The sequence below is a fragment of the Streptomyces sp. NPDC053427 genome (assembly GCF_044544985.1).
Classification (GTDB): Bacteria; Actinomycetota; Actinomycetes; order Streptomycetales; family Streptomycetaceae; genus Streptomyces.
In genome coordinates this window covers 23,793-40,630 of the sequence record NZ_JBITYA010000003.1, presented here as the reverse complement: position 1 = coordinate 40,630, position 16,838 = coordinate 23,793, and the positions used below count along the sequence as shown (strand labels likewise).

At 69.7% G+C, this 16,838-nt stretch carries 2 protein-coding genes (1 of these 2 only partly in view); both read right to left on the bottom strand.

Annotation, left to right across the window (positions count from 1 at the left end):
• Positions 1–90: 90 nt before the first annotated feature.
• Positions 91–846 carry a thioesterase II family protein gene (locus tag ACIGWZ_RS08135; protein WP_400062052.1) on the bottom strand — a complete coding sequence of 252 codons (756 nt, stop codon included), beginning with the start codon at positions 844–846 and terminating at the stop codon, positions 91–93.
• 240 nt (positions 847–1,086) lie between these two features.
• Positions 1,087–16,838 carry the 3' portion of an SDR family NAD(P)-dependent oxidoreductase gene (locus ACIGWZ_RS08130; protein ID WP_400062050.1) on the bottom strand. Its footprint extends 17,230 nt past the window's final position, so the window shows 15,752 of its 32,982 coding nt (coding positions 17,231–32,982); its start codon lies off the right edge, out of view; its stop codon occupies positions 1,087–1,089.

The window sequence follows — 16,838 nt, the reverse complement described above, 5'->3', positions numbered from 1 at the left end:
GTCGTCGTGCAACCGTCCTCGGGAGACTCCGTACGGGAAGGGAGCTACTGGCTCTGCGCTCTTGCGGTGTGCCGGGCGCAGAGCGCCGGGCTAGCTCCGAGTGGCGAGATGCTGCCTCAGGAGGCCGATGACAGCCGGGGCCTCGGCGGTGAGGTAGAAGTGTCCGCCGGGATAAACGCGCAGGTCGAAGGGTCCGGTGGTGTGGCCGCGCCAGGCTTCCGCCTCGTCGAGCGAGGTCTTCGGATCGCTGTCGCCGGTGAGCACCGTCAGCGGTGCCCGGACGGTGACGTCGGGCGCGCAGCGATAGGTCTCGATGGCCTGATAGTCGCTCCGGATCGCGGGCAGGATCATCCGCAGGATCTCCTCGTCGCCGAGGAGCGCGGTGTCGGTTCCGGCGAGGAGTTTCAGTTCCTCGACGATGCCTTCGTCGGTCTTCCGGTGGACGTTCTCGTCGCGGGTCCGGGAGGGTGCGCGACGGCCGGAGGCGAAAAGGTGGACGAGTTCACCACCGTCCGCCTCGAGACGCCGGGCCACCTCGAAGGCCAGTGTGGCGCCCATGCTGTGGCCGAAGAAGGTGGTGGGCCGGGCCTTCAGGGCCGGACGCAGCGCGCCGTAGACCTGGTCGGCGAAAGCGGCGATATCGCTGGGGCCGACCTCCTTGCGCCGGTCCTGCCGCCCCGGGTACTGGATGGCGAACACCTCTGCCACGGACGACAGTTGGGCGGACACGGGGAAGTAGAAGGACGCCGAGCCACCCGCGTGGGGAAAGCAGAAGAGCTGGCTGGGGCTGGATGGTGCGGGGTGGAAGCACCGCGCCCACAGGCCCTCTTCGGTGGACGTCGTCATGTGGGGGATCTCCTAAAGGTGGAACCGAGCGGGACGTGCCGAAAGGCGGGCTCAGGGGGACGCCGCGGCGGGGGGACAGGGCCGTGGCACCTCGCGAACGCCTTCCATCAGGGGACCGAGTGACTCACTCCCCGAGTCACCACGGCCCGCAAAATCGTTTGTGGGCCGCGGAATTCATTGGACATGCCCGCACAGTGGGTGAATCCCTAGACTTTCGCCGCCCGTCTTCCCTCCGGTGCGTCAGTTCAGGCCGAGCTCGTCGTCGAGCATCGCGAACATGTCGGCGTCGGATGCCTCCTCGATGTCCGCGTCGTTCACGCCCTCGTCGGCGCCCGTGTCCTGGCGGCGCAGCTCGGCCCACTTGGCCCTGAGCACCTCGATCCGGCCGGCCACCCGCTGGTGCTCCTGGAGGTCGTCGACGGTGAGGTCGGCGAGGGCCTTCTCCAGGCTGTCGAGGACGGACAGGACGGAGTCCGCTCCGGTGCGTTCCTCGGTGACCAACTGGGAGCGCAGGTGCCGGACGACATCGGCCGGCGTCGGGTAGTCGAACATCAAGGTGGCCGAAAGGCGCAGCCCGGTGGCGGCGTTGAGCCGGTTCCTGAATTCGATGGCCGTCAGCGAGTCGAAGCCGAGGTCCCGGAACTGCCGGCTCGTTCCGATCGCCGAGCCGTCCGCGTGCCCGAGCACCACGGCCGCCTGTCCCCGCACCAGCTTCAGCAGGACCTCGTCGCGCTCCTGCGAGCCGAGCCCGGCGAGCTGCCGGGTGAGCGCGTCCGCCGATTCCGTCGTGGCGCCGGCCACGGCCCGCCGTGCGGGCGTGCGGATCAGTCCGCGCAGGAGCGCCGGTACGTCGCCCAGGGCACGCAGGGCGGCGAGGTCGAGCCGCACCGGCACGGTCAGGGCCCTGCCGCCGGCCGTGGCCGCGTCGTAGAGCGCGAGGCCCTGGTCGACGGCGAGCGGCGGCATTCCGGAACGCGCGAGGCGGTCGGCCTCGGCGTCGGTGAGCGTGCCCGTCATACCGCCCGCCTGGTCCCACGGCCCCCACGCGAGCGACACACCGGGCAGCCCCTCGGCCCGGCGCTGCGCCATCAGCGCGTCGAGGAACGTGTTCGCCGCCGCGTAGTTCGCCTGGCCGGCGCCGCCGAGCACGCCGGCGACGGAGGAGAACACCACGAACGCGTCCAGGTCCAGAGCGCGGGTCGCCTCGTGGAGGTACCAGACGGCGTCGCCCTTCGGCCGGAACACCGTGTCGAGGCGCTCGGGCGTCTGGGAGCCGATGACACCGTCATCCAGGACACCCGCCGTATGCACGACCGCTGTCAGCGGGTGCTCGTCCGGCACACTCGCGACAAGGGCCGCCACAGCGCCCCGATCGGCGACGTCGCAGGCCCGCACCGTCACCTCGGCCCCAAGGGATTCGAGGTCGGTGACCAGTTTCTCCGCGCCGTCGGCCGCGAGTCCACTGCGGCTGACGAGGAGCAGGCTTCGCACGCCACGCTCGGCGACGAGGTGCCGGGCCAGGAGCCCGCCGAGGCCTCCGGTGCCGCCGGTGATGAGTACGGTGCCGTCGCGGTCCGGCCCCTCCGCGATGCCGTCGCCGACGGGCGCGGTCTGCGGTGCGGCGATCCGGGCCAGGCGGGCGGCCCTCACCTTGTCGCCGCGCAGGGCCAGTTGCGGTTCCTCTGCAACGGTGGCCAGGGCGTCGGCGAGCGCGGCCGGTGCGGCGCCCAGCGCCGGGTCGAGGTCGATGAGGCCGAAGCAGCCAGGGTTCTCGCTCTGCGCCGACCGGACCAGACCCCAGACGGCCGAGGCCCCGAGATCCGGGGTTCCGGAATCGTCCACGGAGACCGCTCCGCGGGTGACGAACACCAGCCGCGACGCGGCGAACCGCTCCTCCCCCAGCCACTGCTGGAGCCGCGCCAGCACCTGACCGGCAGCCTCGCGGACGGCACCGGGCACATCGGGCGCCGCGCCGGTCCCGGCCGGCGTCCCGGCGACCGGGACGAGGACGACGTCCGGCACGGGCCCGTCCGATGCGGCAAGCGCGGTGAGGTCGGCATGGATGTCGGTGGCCGATACGGTGTCCGCGAGCGTGCCGGCCAGGCCGAACGCGTCCGTGCCGACCAAGGCCACGGCTACCGGCCGGGTCGGCTCCGCGGCCGCGATCGTGTTCCAGTCGACACCGAAGAGGGAGTCCCGGTACGGGTCGCCGCCGGCGGATCGCATCTGCTCGCTGGTGACGGTGCGGGTGAGCAGGCAGTCGACGGAGGCGACCGGCGCGCCCGCCCGGTCCACGACACTCAGCGACAGCGCATCCCGGCCGACCGGGGCCAGCCGGACCCGCAGCGCGGTCGCGCCGCTCGCGTACAGGGAGACGCCCTCCCAGGAGAACGGCAGTCCGCGGGGGCCGTCTTCGCCGTCCTCGCCGTCCTCGCCGTCATGGGCGAGCAGCGCGGCGTGCAGGGCCGCATCGAGAAGAGCCGGATGCAGACCGAAGGCGGCAGCGTCGTCCGCTGCGGTCTCCGGCAGGGCGACCTCCGCGTACAGGACCTCGCCGTCACGCCAAGCGGCCTTCAGGCCCTGGAACACCGGCCCGTAGCCGAAGCCGCTCTCCGCGAAGCGCTCGTAGCACTCCTCGGTGTCGAGGGGGGCGGCACCTGCCGGGGGCCAGACGGTGGCGTCGAAGCCGGTGTCGGCCGGGGTGCCGTCGGCGGTCAGGATGCCGGTGGCGTGCTGGGTCCAGGAGGCGTCGGTGGCATTGTCGGGACGCGAGTGGACGGTGACGGTGCGGCGGCCGCTCTCATCGACGACACCCACCCGCACCTGTGTCTGCAACGCGCCACGTTCGGGCACGACCAGCGGCGCGGCAAGCGTCAGTTCTTCGACACGATCACACCCCACCTCGTCACCGGCGCGGAAGGCCAACTCCAACAGCGCCGTGCCCGGCAGCAGCACGGTGCCCAGGACCGTGTGATCGGCCAGCCACGGGTGGGACCGCAGCGACAAACGCCCGGTGAACAACACCCCTTCGCCCTCGGCGAGTTCGACCGACCCCTCGAGCAGCGGGTGCTCGGCGGCAGTGAGTCCGACCGCACCGCCGCTCGCGGCGGCGATCTGCGCCCCGGAAGGCCAGTAGGTGACGCGCTGGAACGCGTACGTCGGCAGATCGACACGGGCAGCGCCGGTACCGGCGAAGAAGTCCAGCCAGCTGTCCGCGACTCCCCGAATGTGCAGGTACGACCGCGCGATGAGAGCCGCGACCTCTTCGTCGCGCTCCTTGCGCAGAAGCGGGACCGTGGCCGCATCGCCCGTAAGGGACTGCTGCGCCATGGCGGACAGGACGCCGTCGGGGCCGAGTTCGAGGAACGTCGTGACGCCTTCCCTTTCGAGGGTCTGGATGCCATCGGCGAAGCGGACGGCCTCACGGACATGCCGCACCCAGTACCCGGCCGAACAAAGCTCCTCGGCGGAAGCCACATCACCCGACAGATTCGATACGACAGGGATGCTCGGCTCGGAGAACGACAGTCCCTCGACCACCGTGCGGAAGTCATCCAGCATCGGATCCATCAGCGGCGAATGGAACGCATGCGAGACCCGTAGCAACGTCGTCTTACGCCCCTCCGCCTCGAAGCGGGCCGCGACCTCCAAGACCGCGCCCTCCTCACCCGACACCACTACAGAGGCCGGTCCATTGACCGCGGCAATCGACACACCGTCCGTCAGCAGCGGGATGACCTCGCCCTCGGTCGCCTCCACCGCGACCATCGCCCCGCCAGCCGGAAGTGCCTGCATGAGAGTGGCGCGGGCGGCGACCAAACGGCACGCATCCTCAAGAGACAACACCCCGGCCACATGCGCGGCCGCAACCTCACCGATCGAATGACCCGCCACAAAGTCCGGCCGCACACCCCAGCTCTCCACCAACCGGAACAGCGCCACCTCCACCGCAAACAACGCAGGCTGAGTCCACCCGGTCTCCCCCAACAACCCGGCATCCTCACCCCACATCACCTCACGCAGCGACCCACCCAACTCACCCTCGAACACAGCCAGTACGCCATCCAACGCCTCCGCGAACACAGGGAACCGGCCATACAACCCACGCCCCATCCCCAACCGCTGCGAACCCTGACCCGAGAACAACACCGCCGAACGCCCCGCAACCGCCACACCACCGGCCGCCGAAGAATCCGGCTCACCGGTAGCGACAGCAGCCAGCGCCCGCACCGCCTCCTCATGATCACCAGCCAGCACCACCGCACGATGCCCGAACAGCGACCGCTGCGTCACAAGGGAAAGCGCCACGTCGACCGCCCGCAGCTCCGGACGCGCCTGGAGGTGACCGAGAAGCCGCGCCGCCTGACCACGCAACGCCTCCGGCGACTTACCCGACAGCACCCACGGCACCACACCAGGCACCGACACCACCGGCTCAACAACCCTTTCGTCAACGGCCGTTGCCTGCTCCAGAATGACGTGCGCATTCGTCCCACTGATACCGAACGACGACACACCCGCACGACGCACCCGACCCGTCTCCGGCCAAACCGTCTGCTCGGTGAGGAGTTCGACGGCCCCCTCGGACCAGTCCACATGCGAGGAGGGCTCGGTGACATGCAGCGTCCGCGGCAACACCCCGTGCCGCATCGCCATCACCATCTTGATCACACCCGCCACACCCGCCGCGGCCTGCGTATGACCGATGTTCGACTTCACCGAGCCCAGCAGCAACGGCCGCTCAGGGTCACGATCACCGCCGTACGTGGCAATGAGAGCCTGCGCCTCGATCGGGTCACCCAACGTCGTCCCCGTACCGTGCGCCTCCACCACATCGACATCACCGGTCGACAGACCACCACTCGCCAGAGCCTGACGGATGACCCGCTGCTGGGAGGGTCCGTTGGGGGCGGTGAGCCCGTTGGACGCACCGTCCTGATTGACGGCCGAACCACGGACCACAGCCAGGATCTGATGACCGTTACGCATCGCATCCGACCGCCGCTCCAGCACCAGCATGCCCACCCCCTCGGACCAGCCCACCCCATCAGCCGCATCCGAGAACGCCTTGCACCGACCATCGGGCGACAGACCCCGCTGCCGCGAGAACTCGACGAACGTGCCCGGTGTCGACATCACGGTCACCCCGCCGGCCAGGGCCAGGGAGCACTCCCCCGCCCTCAGGGCCTGTGCCGCGAGATGCAGGGCGACGAGGGAGGAGGAGCAGGCGGTGTCGACGGTGACCGCCGGCCCTTCGAAGCCAAAGGTGTACGAGATACGTCCGGAGGCGACACTGCCGGCGCTGCCCTGACCCTGGAAACCCTCGAACTCCCTACCGCCCAGGATGCTCCCGTAGTCGTTGTACATGACACCGGCGAACACACCGGTCCGGCTCCCCCGCAACGACAGCGGATCGATCCCCGCCCGCTCCACCGCCTCCCACGACGCCTCCAGCAACAACCGCTGCTGGGAGTCCGTCGCCAACGCCTCCCGCGGACTCATCCCGAAGAACCCCGGATCAAACTCCCCCGCACCCTCAAGGAATCCACCGAAGCGCGAGTACGAGGTCCCGAAATGCTCCGGGTCCGGGTCGTAGAGGTTGTCCAGGTCCCAACCACGGTCCGCCGGGAAACCGGAGATCGCATCGCCCCCCTCACCGACCAGACGCCACAGATCCTCCGGCGAGGCCACACCACCCGGATAGCGGCACGCCATCCCCACGACGACGATCCGGTCGTCAGCCGTGGACGGGAGCAGCCGTACCGGCAGGGCCGATTCGGTTTCGGTGCCGAAGAGTTCGTTCCGCAGATGGTCCGCGAGTGCGAGGGCATTCGGGTAGTCGAAGACCAGCGTGGTGGTCAGCCGCAGTCCGGTGGTCGTGCTCAGACGGTTGCGGAGCTCGACCGCGGTCAGCGAGTCGAAGCCGAGGTCGCGGAATTGTGCGGTGACGTCCACGGCGGCCGCGTCGGCGTGGCCGAGGACGAGAGCGACCTGTGTGCGGACGAGGTCGAGGAGTGCTTCCTGACGTCGTTCGGCCGGCAGGGCGGTCAGGCGTTCCACGAGACCGGATGCGGTGGCGGAACCGCCTGCCGCCGTACGGCGGGTGCGGTTCCTGACGAGGCCGCGCAGGACGGCGGGCACCTCGTCCTGCGCGGACAGTGCCGCGACGGCGAGCCGGACCGGGGCGACCAGGGGCGTGTCCGCCGTGAGGGCCGCGTCGAACAGCGCGAGGCCCTGGTCGAGGGCGAGCGGCGGCATTCCGGAACGTGTGAGGCGGTCGGCCTCGGCTTCGCTGAGCTGCCCCGCCATGCCGTCCGCCTGGTCCCAGGGGCCCCACGCCAGAGACAGACCGGGAAGGCCATCGGCCCGGCGCCGCGCCATCAGGGCGTCCAGGAAGGCGTTCGCTGCCGCATAGTTCGCCTGACCGGCACCACCCAACACACCCGCCACCGACGAGAACACCACAAACGCATCGAGATCCAGACCGCGCGTCGCCTCATGCAGGTGCCACGCCGCATCCACCTTCGGACGCAACACCGAAGCCAACCGCTCAACCGTCAGCGAACCCACCACACCGTCATCGAGGACACCCGCCGTATGCACCACCGCTGAGAGCGGACGCGCCTCCGAAAGACCCGCAAGGAGAGCCGCCACCGTGTCCCGGTCAGCGACATCACCGGCCCGCACCACCACCTCGGCACCACGCGCAGTGAGCTCCGCAACCAGTTCAGTCGCGCCCGGCGCCTCAAAACCACGCCGGCTCACGAGCAGCAGATTGCGGACGCCGTACCGGCTGACCAGATGCCTGGCGAACTGCGCGCCCAGCCCCCCGGTCCCACCGGTGATGAGAACCGTGCCCTCTCCGCTCCACTCGGCAGGCTCGACGACACCTTCGCCGGGCGGCGTCGGACGGGCCGGCCCAGCCAATCGACCCAGTCGGGCCAGACGGGCGGCATGGAGCCGCCCGTCACGCACGAGGAGCTGAGGTTCGTCGGAGTCGAGCGCCGCAACGAGGGCGGTACCCGAGGCATCGGTTCCGTCAAGATCGACGAGGCCGAAGACGCCCGGATTCTCGGTCTGCGCCGAGCGCACCAGGCCCTGTACGGCCGCCGCGGCGACGTCCTGGCCGTCGGCCGCACCCTGCGTCACAAAGACGAGGCGCGCGTCGGCGAGACGGTCATCGGCCAGCCACTTCCGGATCGTCCCCAGAGCGTCGGCCGTGAGCCGGTGGGCCGACTCGGCAACGGCGGAATCGGCCTGAGCGCTGACGCCCACGAGCACGACATCCGGTACGGGCGTCTCCGCCGCCGCCAGTGCATCCACGGTCTCGTACACCTCCACGGGAACGCGGGAGTTGGCGAGCGTGTCGGCGAGTCCGAGTGGATCGGCACCGAGGAGGCCGACGGTCCGCGATGCCCGCTCCCCCGGGGAAGCAGCTACGGCGGCCCACTGGACGCCGAAGAGCGCATCGCGCACGAGGGCGTCGGTTCCGACCATGTCCTGGTCGGCGACGGTGCGGGTGAGGAGGGCGTCGATCGAGGCGACCGGCTTGCCCGCCGGGTCCACGACATTCAGCGACAGCGCATCCGGGCCGGCCGGAGCCAACCGCACCCGCAGCGCCGAAGCACCCGACGCGAACAGGGAAACCCCCTGCCATGAGAACGGCACTCCGGCGGTGCCGCCGCCGGTGAGCAGCGCGGTGTGCAGGGCGGCATCGAGAAGCGCCGGATGCAGACCGAAGGCGACCGCATCGCCCTCCGCCGCCTCCGGCAAGGCAACCTCGGCGAACATCTCCTCACCACGACGCCACACCGCCCGCAGCCCACGGAACACCGGCCCATACATGAACCCGGCATCCGCGAACACCTCGTAACAACCCTCGGCGTCCACCGCCACCGCACCCTCAGGCGGCCACACCGCCGCATCGAACCCCTCAGCCGACGCCAACGCCGAGGCCGACGCACCGGCAGAGGTCAGAACGCCCGCAGCGTGCTGCGACCAGGACGCCACCTCATCCGTACTCTCCGGGCGCGCATACACACCCACCGCACGACGACCCGCCTCATCCGGATCCTCGACCACGACCTGGACCTGGACGGCCCCGCGCTCGGGCAGCACCAACGGCGCGGCAAGGGTCAGCTCTTCCACACGGTCGCAGCCGACCTCGTCGCCCGCCCGAATCGCCAATTCGAGGAGCGCGGTGCCCGGCAGGAGAACGGTGCCGTGGACGGCATGGTCGGCCAGCCACGGATGTGACTGCAACGACATCCGCCCCGTCAACACCACACCCTGCCCAGCCGCCAATTCCACCGCAGCGCCCAACAACGGATGCCCCGCAGAACCCAGGCCCACGGCACGCACACCACCGGCAGACCCACCCGGCACACCGGCCGGCCAGAACCAACGGCGCTGGAACGCATACGTCGGCAGCTCCACACGAGTGGCGCCGCTGCCGGCGAAGTACGCCGCCCAGTCGATACGAGCTCCCGCCACATGCAGGTGAGCCAGCGCGGTGAGCGCCGACGTCTCCTCGTCCCGGTCCTTCCGCAGGAACGGCACCGTGGCCGCACCCTCGGTGAGGGACTGCTGCGCCATGGCGGACAGGACGCCGTCGGGACCGAGTTCGACGAACGTCGTGACGCCTTCGCGTTCGAGGGTCTGGATGCCGTCGGCGAAGCGGACGGCTTCACGGACATGCCGCACCCAGTACTCGGCCGAACACAACTCCTCGGCCGACGCCACACCACCCGACAGATTCGACACGACAGGGATGGTCGGCTCGGAGAACGACAGTCCCTCGACCACCGCACGGAACGCATCCAGCATCGGATCCATCAACGGCGAATGGAACCCATGCGAAACCCGCAGCGACGTCGTCTTACGCCCCTCCGCCTCGAAGCGGGCCGCGACCTCCAAGACCGCGTCCTCCGCACCCGACACCACCACAGAGGCCGGTCCATTGACCGCGGCAATCGACACACGGTCGGTGAGATACGGCACCACCTCATCCTCGGTCGCCTGCACGGCGATCATCGCCCCACCGGCCGGTAGCGCCTGCATGAGAGTGGCGCGGGCGGCGACCAGACGGCACGCATCCTCAAGAGACAGCACCCCGGCCACATGCGCGGCCGCAATCTCACCGATCGAATGACCGGCTACAAAGTCCGGTCGCACACCCCAGCTCTCCACCAACCGGAACAGCGCCACCTCCACCGCAAACAACGCAGGCTGAGTCCACCCGGTCTCCCCCAACAAACCGGCATCCTCACCCCACATCACCTCACGCAGCGACCCACCCAACTCACCCTCAAGCAGAGCCAGTACGCCGTCCAACGCCTCCGCGAACACAGGGAACCGGCCATACAACCCACGCCCCATCCCCAACCGCTGCGAACCCTGACCCGAGAACAACACCGCCGAACGCCCCGCAACCGTCGTAGCAGAGCCCGGGATAACCGCCGGATCGGACTCGCCGGCCGCCAGAGCCGCCAGGGTCCGGATTCCTGTGTCCCTGTCCCTGCCCGTCGAGAGGACGACCGCGCGGTGGTCGAACAGGGAGCGGCTGGTGGCCAGCGACAGTCCCACGTCCTCGGGACGGAGTTCCGCCCGCTCCTCGACCGCTGCCAGCAGCTTTGCCGCCTGGCCGCGCAGAGCTTCCTTCGACTCGCCGGACAGCACCCACGGCACGACACCCGGCTCCACGGCCGGACCCTCGGTGCGGCCGACGACCTTGCCCTGAATCAGCGTCGCCGGCTGCTCAAGGATGAGGTGCGCGTTCGTCCCGCTGATACCGAACGACGACACACCCGCACGACGCACCCGACCCGTCTCCGGCCAAGCCGTCTGCTCGGTGAGGAGTTCGACGGCCCCCTCGGACCAGTCCACATGCGAGGAGGGCTCGGCGACATGCAGCGTCCGCGGCAACACCCCGTGCCGCATCGCCATCACCATCTTGATGACACCGGCCACACCCGCCGCGGCTTGCGTATGACCGATGTTCGACTTCACCGAGCCCAGCAGCAACGGCCGCTCAGGGTCACGCTCACCGCCGTACGTGGCGATGAGGGCCTGCGCCTCGATCGGGTCACCCAACGTCGTCCCCGTACCGTGCGCCTCCACCACATCGACATCACCGACCGACAGACCACCACTCGCCAGAGCCTGACGAATCACCCGCTGCTGCGACGGACCGTTCGGCGCCGTCAAACCATTCGACGCACCGTCCTGATTGACGGCCGAACCACGCACGACGGCCAGGATCTGATGACCGTTACGGACCGCATCGGACTGCCGCTCCAGCACCAACACCCCGACACCCTCCGACCAGCCCACCCCATCAGCCGCATCCGAGAACGCCTTGCACCGACCATCGGGCGACAGACCCCGCTGCCGCGCAAAATCCACAAACACCGACGGCGTCGACATCACCGTCACACCACCGGCCAACGCCAGCGAACACTCCCCCGAACGCAACGCCTGCAACGCCCAATGCATCGCCACCAACGACGACGAACACGCCGTATCCACCGTCACCGCAGGACCCTCAAGCCCCAACGCATACGACACCCGACCCGACGCCAGACTCGGCGAACTCCCACTCCCCTGAAAACCCTCGAACTCCGGACGCGCAAGCACAGCCGAGTAATCGCTGTACATCACCCCCGCAAACACACCCGTCGCACTACCCCGCAACCCCACAGGATCAATACCCGCCCGCTCCACCGCCTCCCACGACGCCTCCAGCAACAACCGCTGCTGCGCATCCGTCGCCAACGCCTCCCGCGGACTCATCCCGAAAAACCCCGGATCGAACTCCCCCGCCTCATGCAGAAACCCACCCGACCGCGTATAGGACGTACCGAGGTGATCGGGATCCGGGTGGTAAAGGCCGTCGATGTCCCAACCACGGTTCGTCGGGAATCCGGAAATGACGTCGCTGCCCTCCGTGACCAGCCGCCACAAATCGTCCGGCGACGCAACACCACCCGGATACCGGCACGCCATGCCCACGATCACGATCGGATCGTCGGCGACCGCCGCCGTACGGCGCACCGCTGGCAGGGCCACCTTCGCATCGGCACCCAGCAGTTCGTCGAGGAGGAAGGAGACCAGGACCTCGACGGTCGGATAGTCGAAGACCATGGTGGCGGGCAGCCGCAGGCCGGTGACGGTGTTCAGACGGTTCCGGAGTTCCACCGAGGTGAGCGAGTCGAAGCCCAGCTCGCGGAAGGCGCGCGCCGGATGGACGGCCGCGGCATCCGCGTGACCGAGGACCAGGGCGACCTGGCCGCGGACGAGGTCGAGGAGGACTTCCGACCGCTCGGTCGTGGTCAGGCGCGACAGGCGCTCTACCAGGCCGCTGGCGGTGGCCGATCCCGCGACCGCCGCGCGGCGCGAGCGGGTGCGGATCAGGGACCGCAGCAGCGGTGGTACCTCACCCTGCGCACGCAGGGCCGGCAGATCGAGACGGACGGGCGCCAGGGCCGCATCGCCGGTGGCAAGGGCGGCATCGAACAGGGCGAGGCCCTGCTCGACGCTGAGGGCCGGGACTCCGGACCGTGCGAGGCGCTCGGACTCGGCTTCGGTGAGCCGCCCCGCCATCCCGTCCGCCTGGTCCCAGGGGCCCCACGCCAGAGACAGGGCGGGCAGGCCCTCGGCGTGGCGTCGCGTCATCAACGCGTCGAGGAAGGCATTGCCTGCCGCGTAGTTGGCCTGACCGGAATTGCCGAACAGGGCAGCGACGGAGGAGAAGACGATGAACGCGTCGAGATCAAGTTCGCGTGTGAGGTCGTGCAGATGCCACGCCGCATCCACCTTCGGCCGCAGCACCGCAGCCAACCGCTCCGGCGTCAACGACCCCACCATGCCGTCATCCACCACACCCGCGGCATGCACCACAGCCGACACCACATACTGATCCAGCAACTCCCGCACCGCAGCACGGTCACTCACATCACAGGCCACCACCGCGACCCGCGCACCCAACTCGCCCAATTCCGCGACCAGTTCGGGCGCCCCCTCGGCCGCCCCACCACGCCGACTGACCAACAACAGATCCCGCACACCATGCGCCACCACCAGATGCCGAGTCACCACAGCACCCAGACCACCCGTACCACCGGTCACCAAGACCGCGCCCTCACCACCTACACGGAACTCCGGAACAGCAGCGGGTTCGGGAGCAGGCCGACGGACGAGACGCGCGGCACGGACCTCGCCCCCACGCACCGCGAGCTGCGGCTCATCCGACGTGACGGCGGACAGCGCCAGGCTCACCGGATCCCGGTCCGGGTCGAGGTCGAGGTCGAGGTCGAGGTCGAGGTCGAGCAGACCGAAGCAGCCCGGGTTCTCGGACTGGGCCGAGCGCACCAGCCCCCACACTGCCGCCCCGGCCACATCCGCACCCGTCGTGGCACCACGCGTCACGAACACGAACCTGGCAGCGGAGAACCGCTCGTCCTCCAGGCGTTTCTGAATCGATGTCAGAACGCTTTGCGTCAGAGCGTGGGTGTCTGCGGGGACGGAGTCCCCGTCGTACTCGCCGGGTGCGGCGACGGGCAGCAGGAACAGACCTGACAGCTCGTCGTTGGCCGGCAGTGCGGCGAGGACGTCGACTTCGGTTCCCCCCTCGCGCAGGCGCTCGGCGAGTCCGAAGGGATCGTCGCCGATGAGTGTCACCGCCACCTGTCCCGTGTCGGCGGCCGGTGCGGCAATCGTCGTCCAGTCGATGCGGAAGAGCGCGTCGCGGGTGTGGTCCGCGGTGGCGTTCAGTGCGTCCGCGGAGACGGCTCGCATCGCCAGGGCCTGCACGGTGGCCACGGGCGCGCCGGTGGTGTCCGCGATGGCCAGGGTGAGCGTTCCGTCGGTGTGACGGCGGAGCCGGACGCGGACGGATGAGGCGCCGGAGGCGGTCAGGGAGACTCCGTTCCAGGAGAACGGAACGCTGCCCGGCTGCGCGCCGTCGCCGGACGGATCGCGGCGCCCACCCTCGCGTCCATCTGGCTCACCGGACGGCCCGGCGAGCCAGGCCGCGTGCAGGCCGGCGTCGAGCAGAGCCGGGTGCAGGCCGAAGGCGGCCGCATCACCCCGTGCGCCCTCGGGGAGTGACACGTCGGCGAACACTTCGTCGTCCCGCCGCCACGCCGCGCGCAGTCCCTGGAACGCGGGCCCGTAGGCAAAACCCTCGGCGGCGCGGTGCCCGTAGAAATCCTCCAGGTTGACGGGCTCGGCGTCGGCAGGAGGCCACGCCGTCGCGTCGAACGGGTCGGATACCGTGAGCAGGCCGTTGACGAGGACGCCCGCGGCGTGCTGAGTCCACGGCTCGTCTACGGAGTGCTCCGGCCGCGAGTGGACGGTGACGCTGCGGCGCCCGGCGTCGTCGGGGATACCGACGCGCACCTGGGTCCGAAGACCGCCGCGCTCCGGGAGGACCAGCGGTGCGGCGAGGGTCAGCTCCTCGACGTGGTCGCAGCCCACCTCGTCACCGGCGCGGAGAGCGAACTCCAGGAGTGCCGTGCCGGGCAACACGATCTGCCCCATGACGGCATGGTCGGCCAGCCAGGGATGCGACGTCACGGACAGCCGTCCGGTGAACAACACACCTTCCTCTTCGGCCAGTTCGACGAGGCCGCCCAACAGCGGGTGCTCGGCGGCGACGAGGCCGACGGAGGTGACATCGGCGGCGCTCCGGGTAGCGATCGGCCAGAACGTCCGGTGCTGGAAGGCGTACGTCGGCAGGTCCACGCAGCGGCCACCGGTCGGTGCCAGGAAGGCCGTCCATTCGATCGTCTCGCCGCGGGTGTGCAGCTGTGCGACGGCCGCGAGGAGGGAGCGTTCCTCGGGGCTGTTCTTGCGCAGGGCGGGCACGGTGACGACGTCGTCCGTGAGGGATTCGCGGGCCATGGCGGAGAGGACGCCGTCGGGGCCGAGTTCGAGGAATGTCGTGACGCCTTCGCGTTCGAGGGTCTGGATGCCGTCGGCGAAGCGGACGGCCTCACGGACATGCCGCACCCAGTACCCGGCCGAACACAGCTCCTCGGCGGACGCCACATCACCCGTCAGATTCGATACGACAGGGATGCTCGGCTCGGAGAACGACAGTCCCTCGACCACCACACGGAACTCATCCAGCATCGGATCCATCAACGGCGAATGGAACGCATGCGAAACCCGCAGCCTGGTGGTACGACGACCCTGCCGGGCCAGCCGATCCGCCACAGCCACCACGGCAGCCTCCGCACCCGACACCACCACAGAGGCCGGTCCATTGACCGCGGCAATCGACACACCATCCGTCAGCAGCGTGATGACCTCATCCTCGGTCGCCTCCACAGCGACCATCGCCCCGCCAGCCGGAAGTGCCTGCATGAGAGTGGCGCGGGCGGCGACCAGACGGCACGCATCCTCAAGAGACAGCACCCCAGCCACATGCGCGGCCGCCAACTCACCGATCGAATGCCCCGCCACGAAGTCCGGCCGCACACCCCAGCTCTCCACCAACCGGAACAGCGCCACCTCCACCGCGAACAACGCAGGCTGAGTCCACCCGGTCTCCCCCAACAAACCGGCATCCTCACCCCACATCACCTCACGCAGTGACCCACCCAACTCACCCTCTAACACAGCCAGTACGCCATCCAACGCCTCCGCGAACACAGGGAACCGGCCATACAACCCACGCCCCATCCCCAACCGCTGCGCACCCTGACCCGAGAACAACACCGCCGAACGCCCCGCAACCACCACACCACCGGCCGCCGAAGGATCCGGCTCACCGGAGGCGACAGCAGCCAGCGCCCGCACCGCCTCCTCATGATCACCGGCCAGCACCACCGCACGATGCCCGAACAATGACCGCTGCGTCACAAGGGAAAGCGCCACGTCGACCGCCCGCAGCTCCGGACGCGCCTGGAGGTGACCGAGAAGCCGCGCCGCCTGACCACGCAACGCCTCCGGCGACTTACCCGACAGCACCCACGGCACCACACCAGGCACCGACACCACCGACTCAACAACCCGTTCGTCAACGGCCGTTGCCTGCTCCAGAATGACGTGCGCATTCGTCCCACTGATACCGAACGACGACACACCGGCACGACGCACCCGCCCCGTCTCCGGCCAGGCCGTCCGGTCCGTCAGCAGCTCCACCGCGCCCGCGGACCAGTCCACGTGCGAGGAAGGCTCGGTGACGTGCAGGGTGCGGGGCAGGACGCCGTACCGCATCGCCATGACCATCTTGATGACGCCGGCGACACCGGCGGCTGCCTGGGTGTGGCCGAGGTTCGACTTCACGGAGCCGAGGAGCAGCGGCCGGTCGTCCGCGCGGTTCTGGCCGTACGTGGCGATGAGCGCCTGCGCCTCGATCGGGTCACCCAACGTCGTCCCCGTACCGTGCGCCTCCACCACATCGACATCACCGGTCGACAGACCGCCGCTCGCCAGAGCCTGGCGGATGACGCGCTGCTGCGACGGACCGTTCGGCGCCGTCAGACCGTTCGACGCACCGTCCTGGTTGACTGCCGAGCCACGGACGACGGCCAGGATCTGGTGACCGTTACGCATCGCGTCCGACTGCCGCTCCAGCAGGAGCATGCCGACGCCCTCGGACCAGCCCACCCCATCGGCGGACTCGGAGAACGCCTTCGAGCGTCCGTCGGGGGCCAGGCCACGCTGCCGCGAGAACTCCACGAAGGTGTCGGGGATCGACATGACGGTGACACCGCCGGCCAGTGCCAGGGAGCATTCTCCGGCGCGCAGGGCCTGGGCGGCGAGGTGCAGGGCGACCAGGGACGAGGAGCAGGCGGTGTCGACGGTCATCGCCGGGCCTTCGAAGCCGAACGTGTAGGAGACACGTCCGGAGGCGACGCTCAGCGCGCTGCCCTGCCCTTGGAAGCCTTCGAACTCGGCGCCGTCGAGTGTGGTGCCGTAGCCGCTGTACATGACGCCGGCGAACACGCCGGTCTGGCTGTCGCGCAGCGACAGCGGGTCGATGC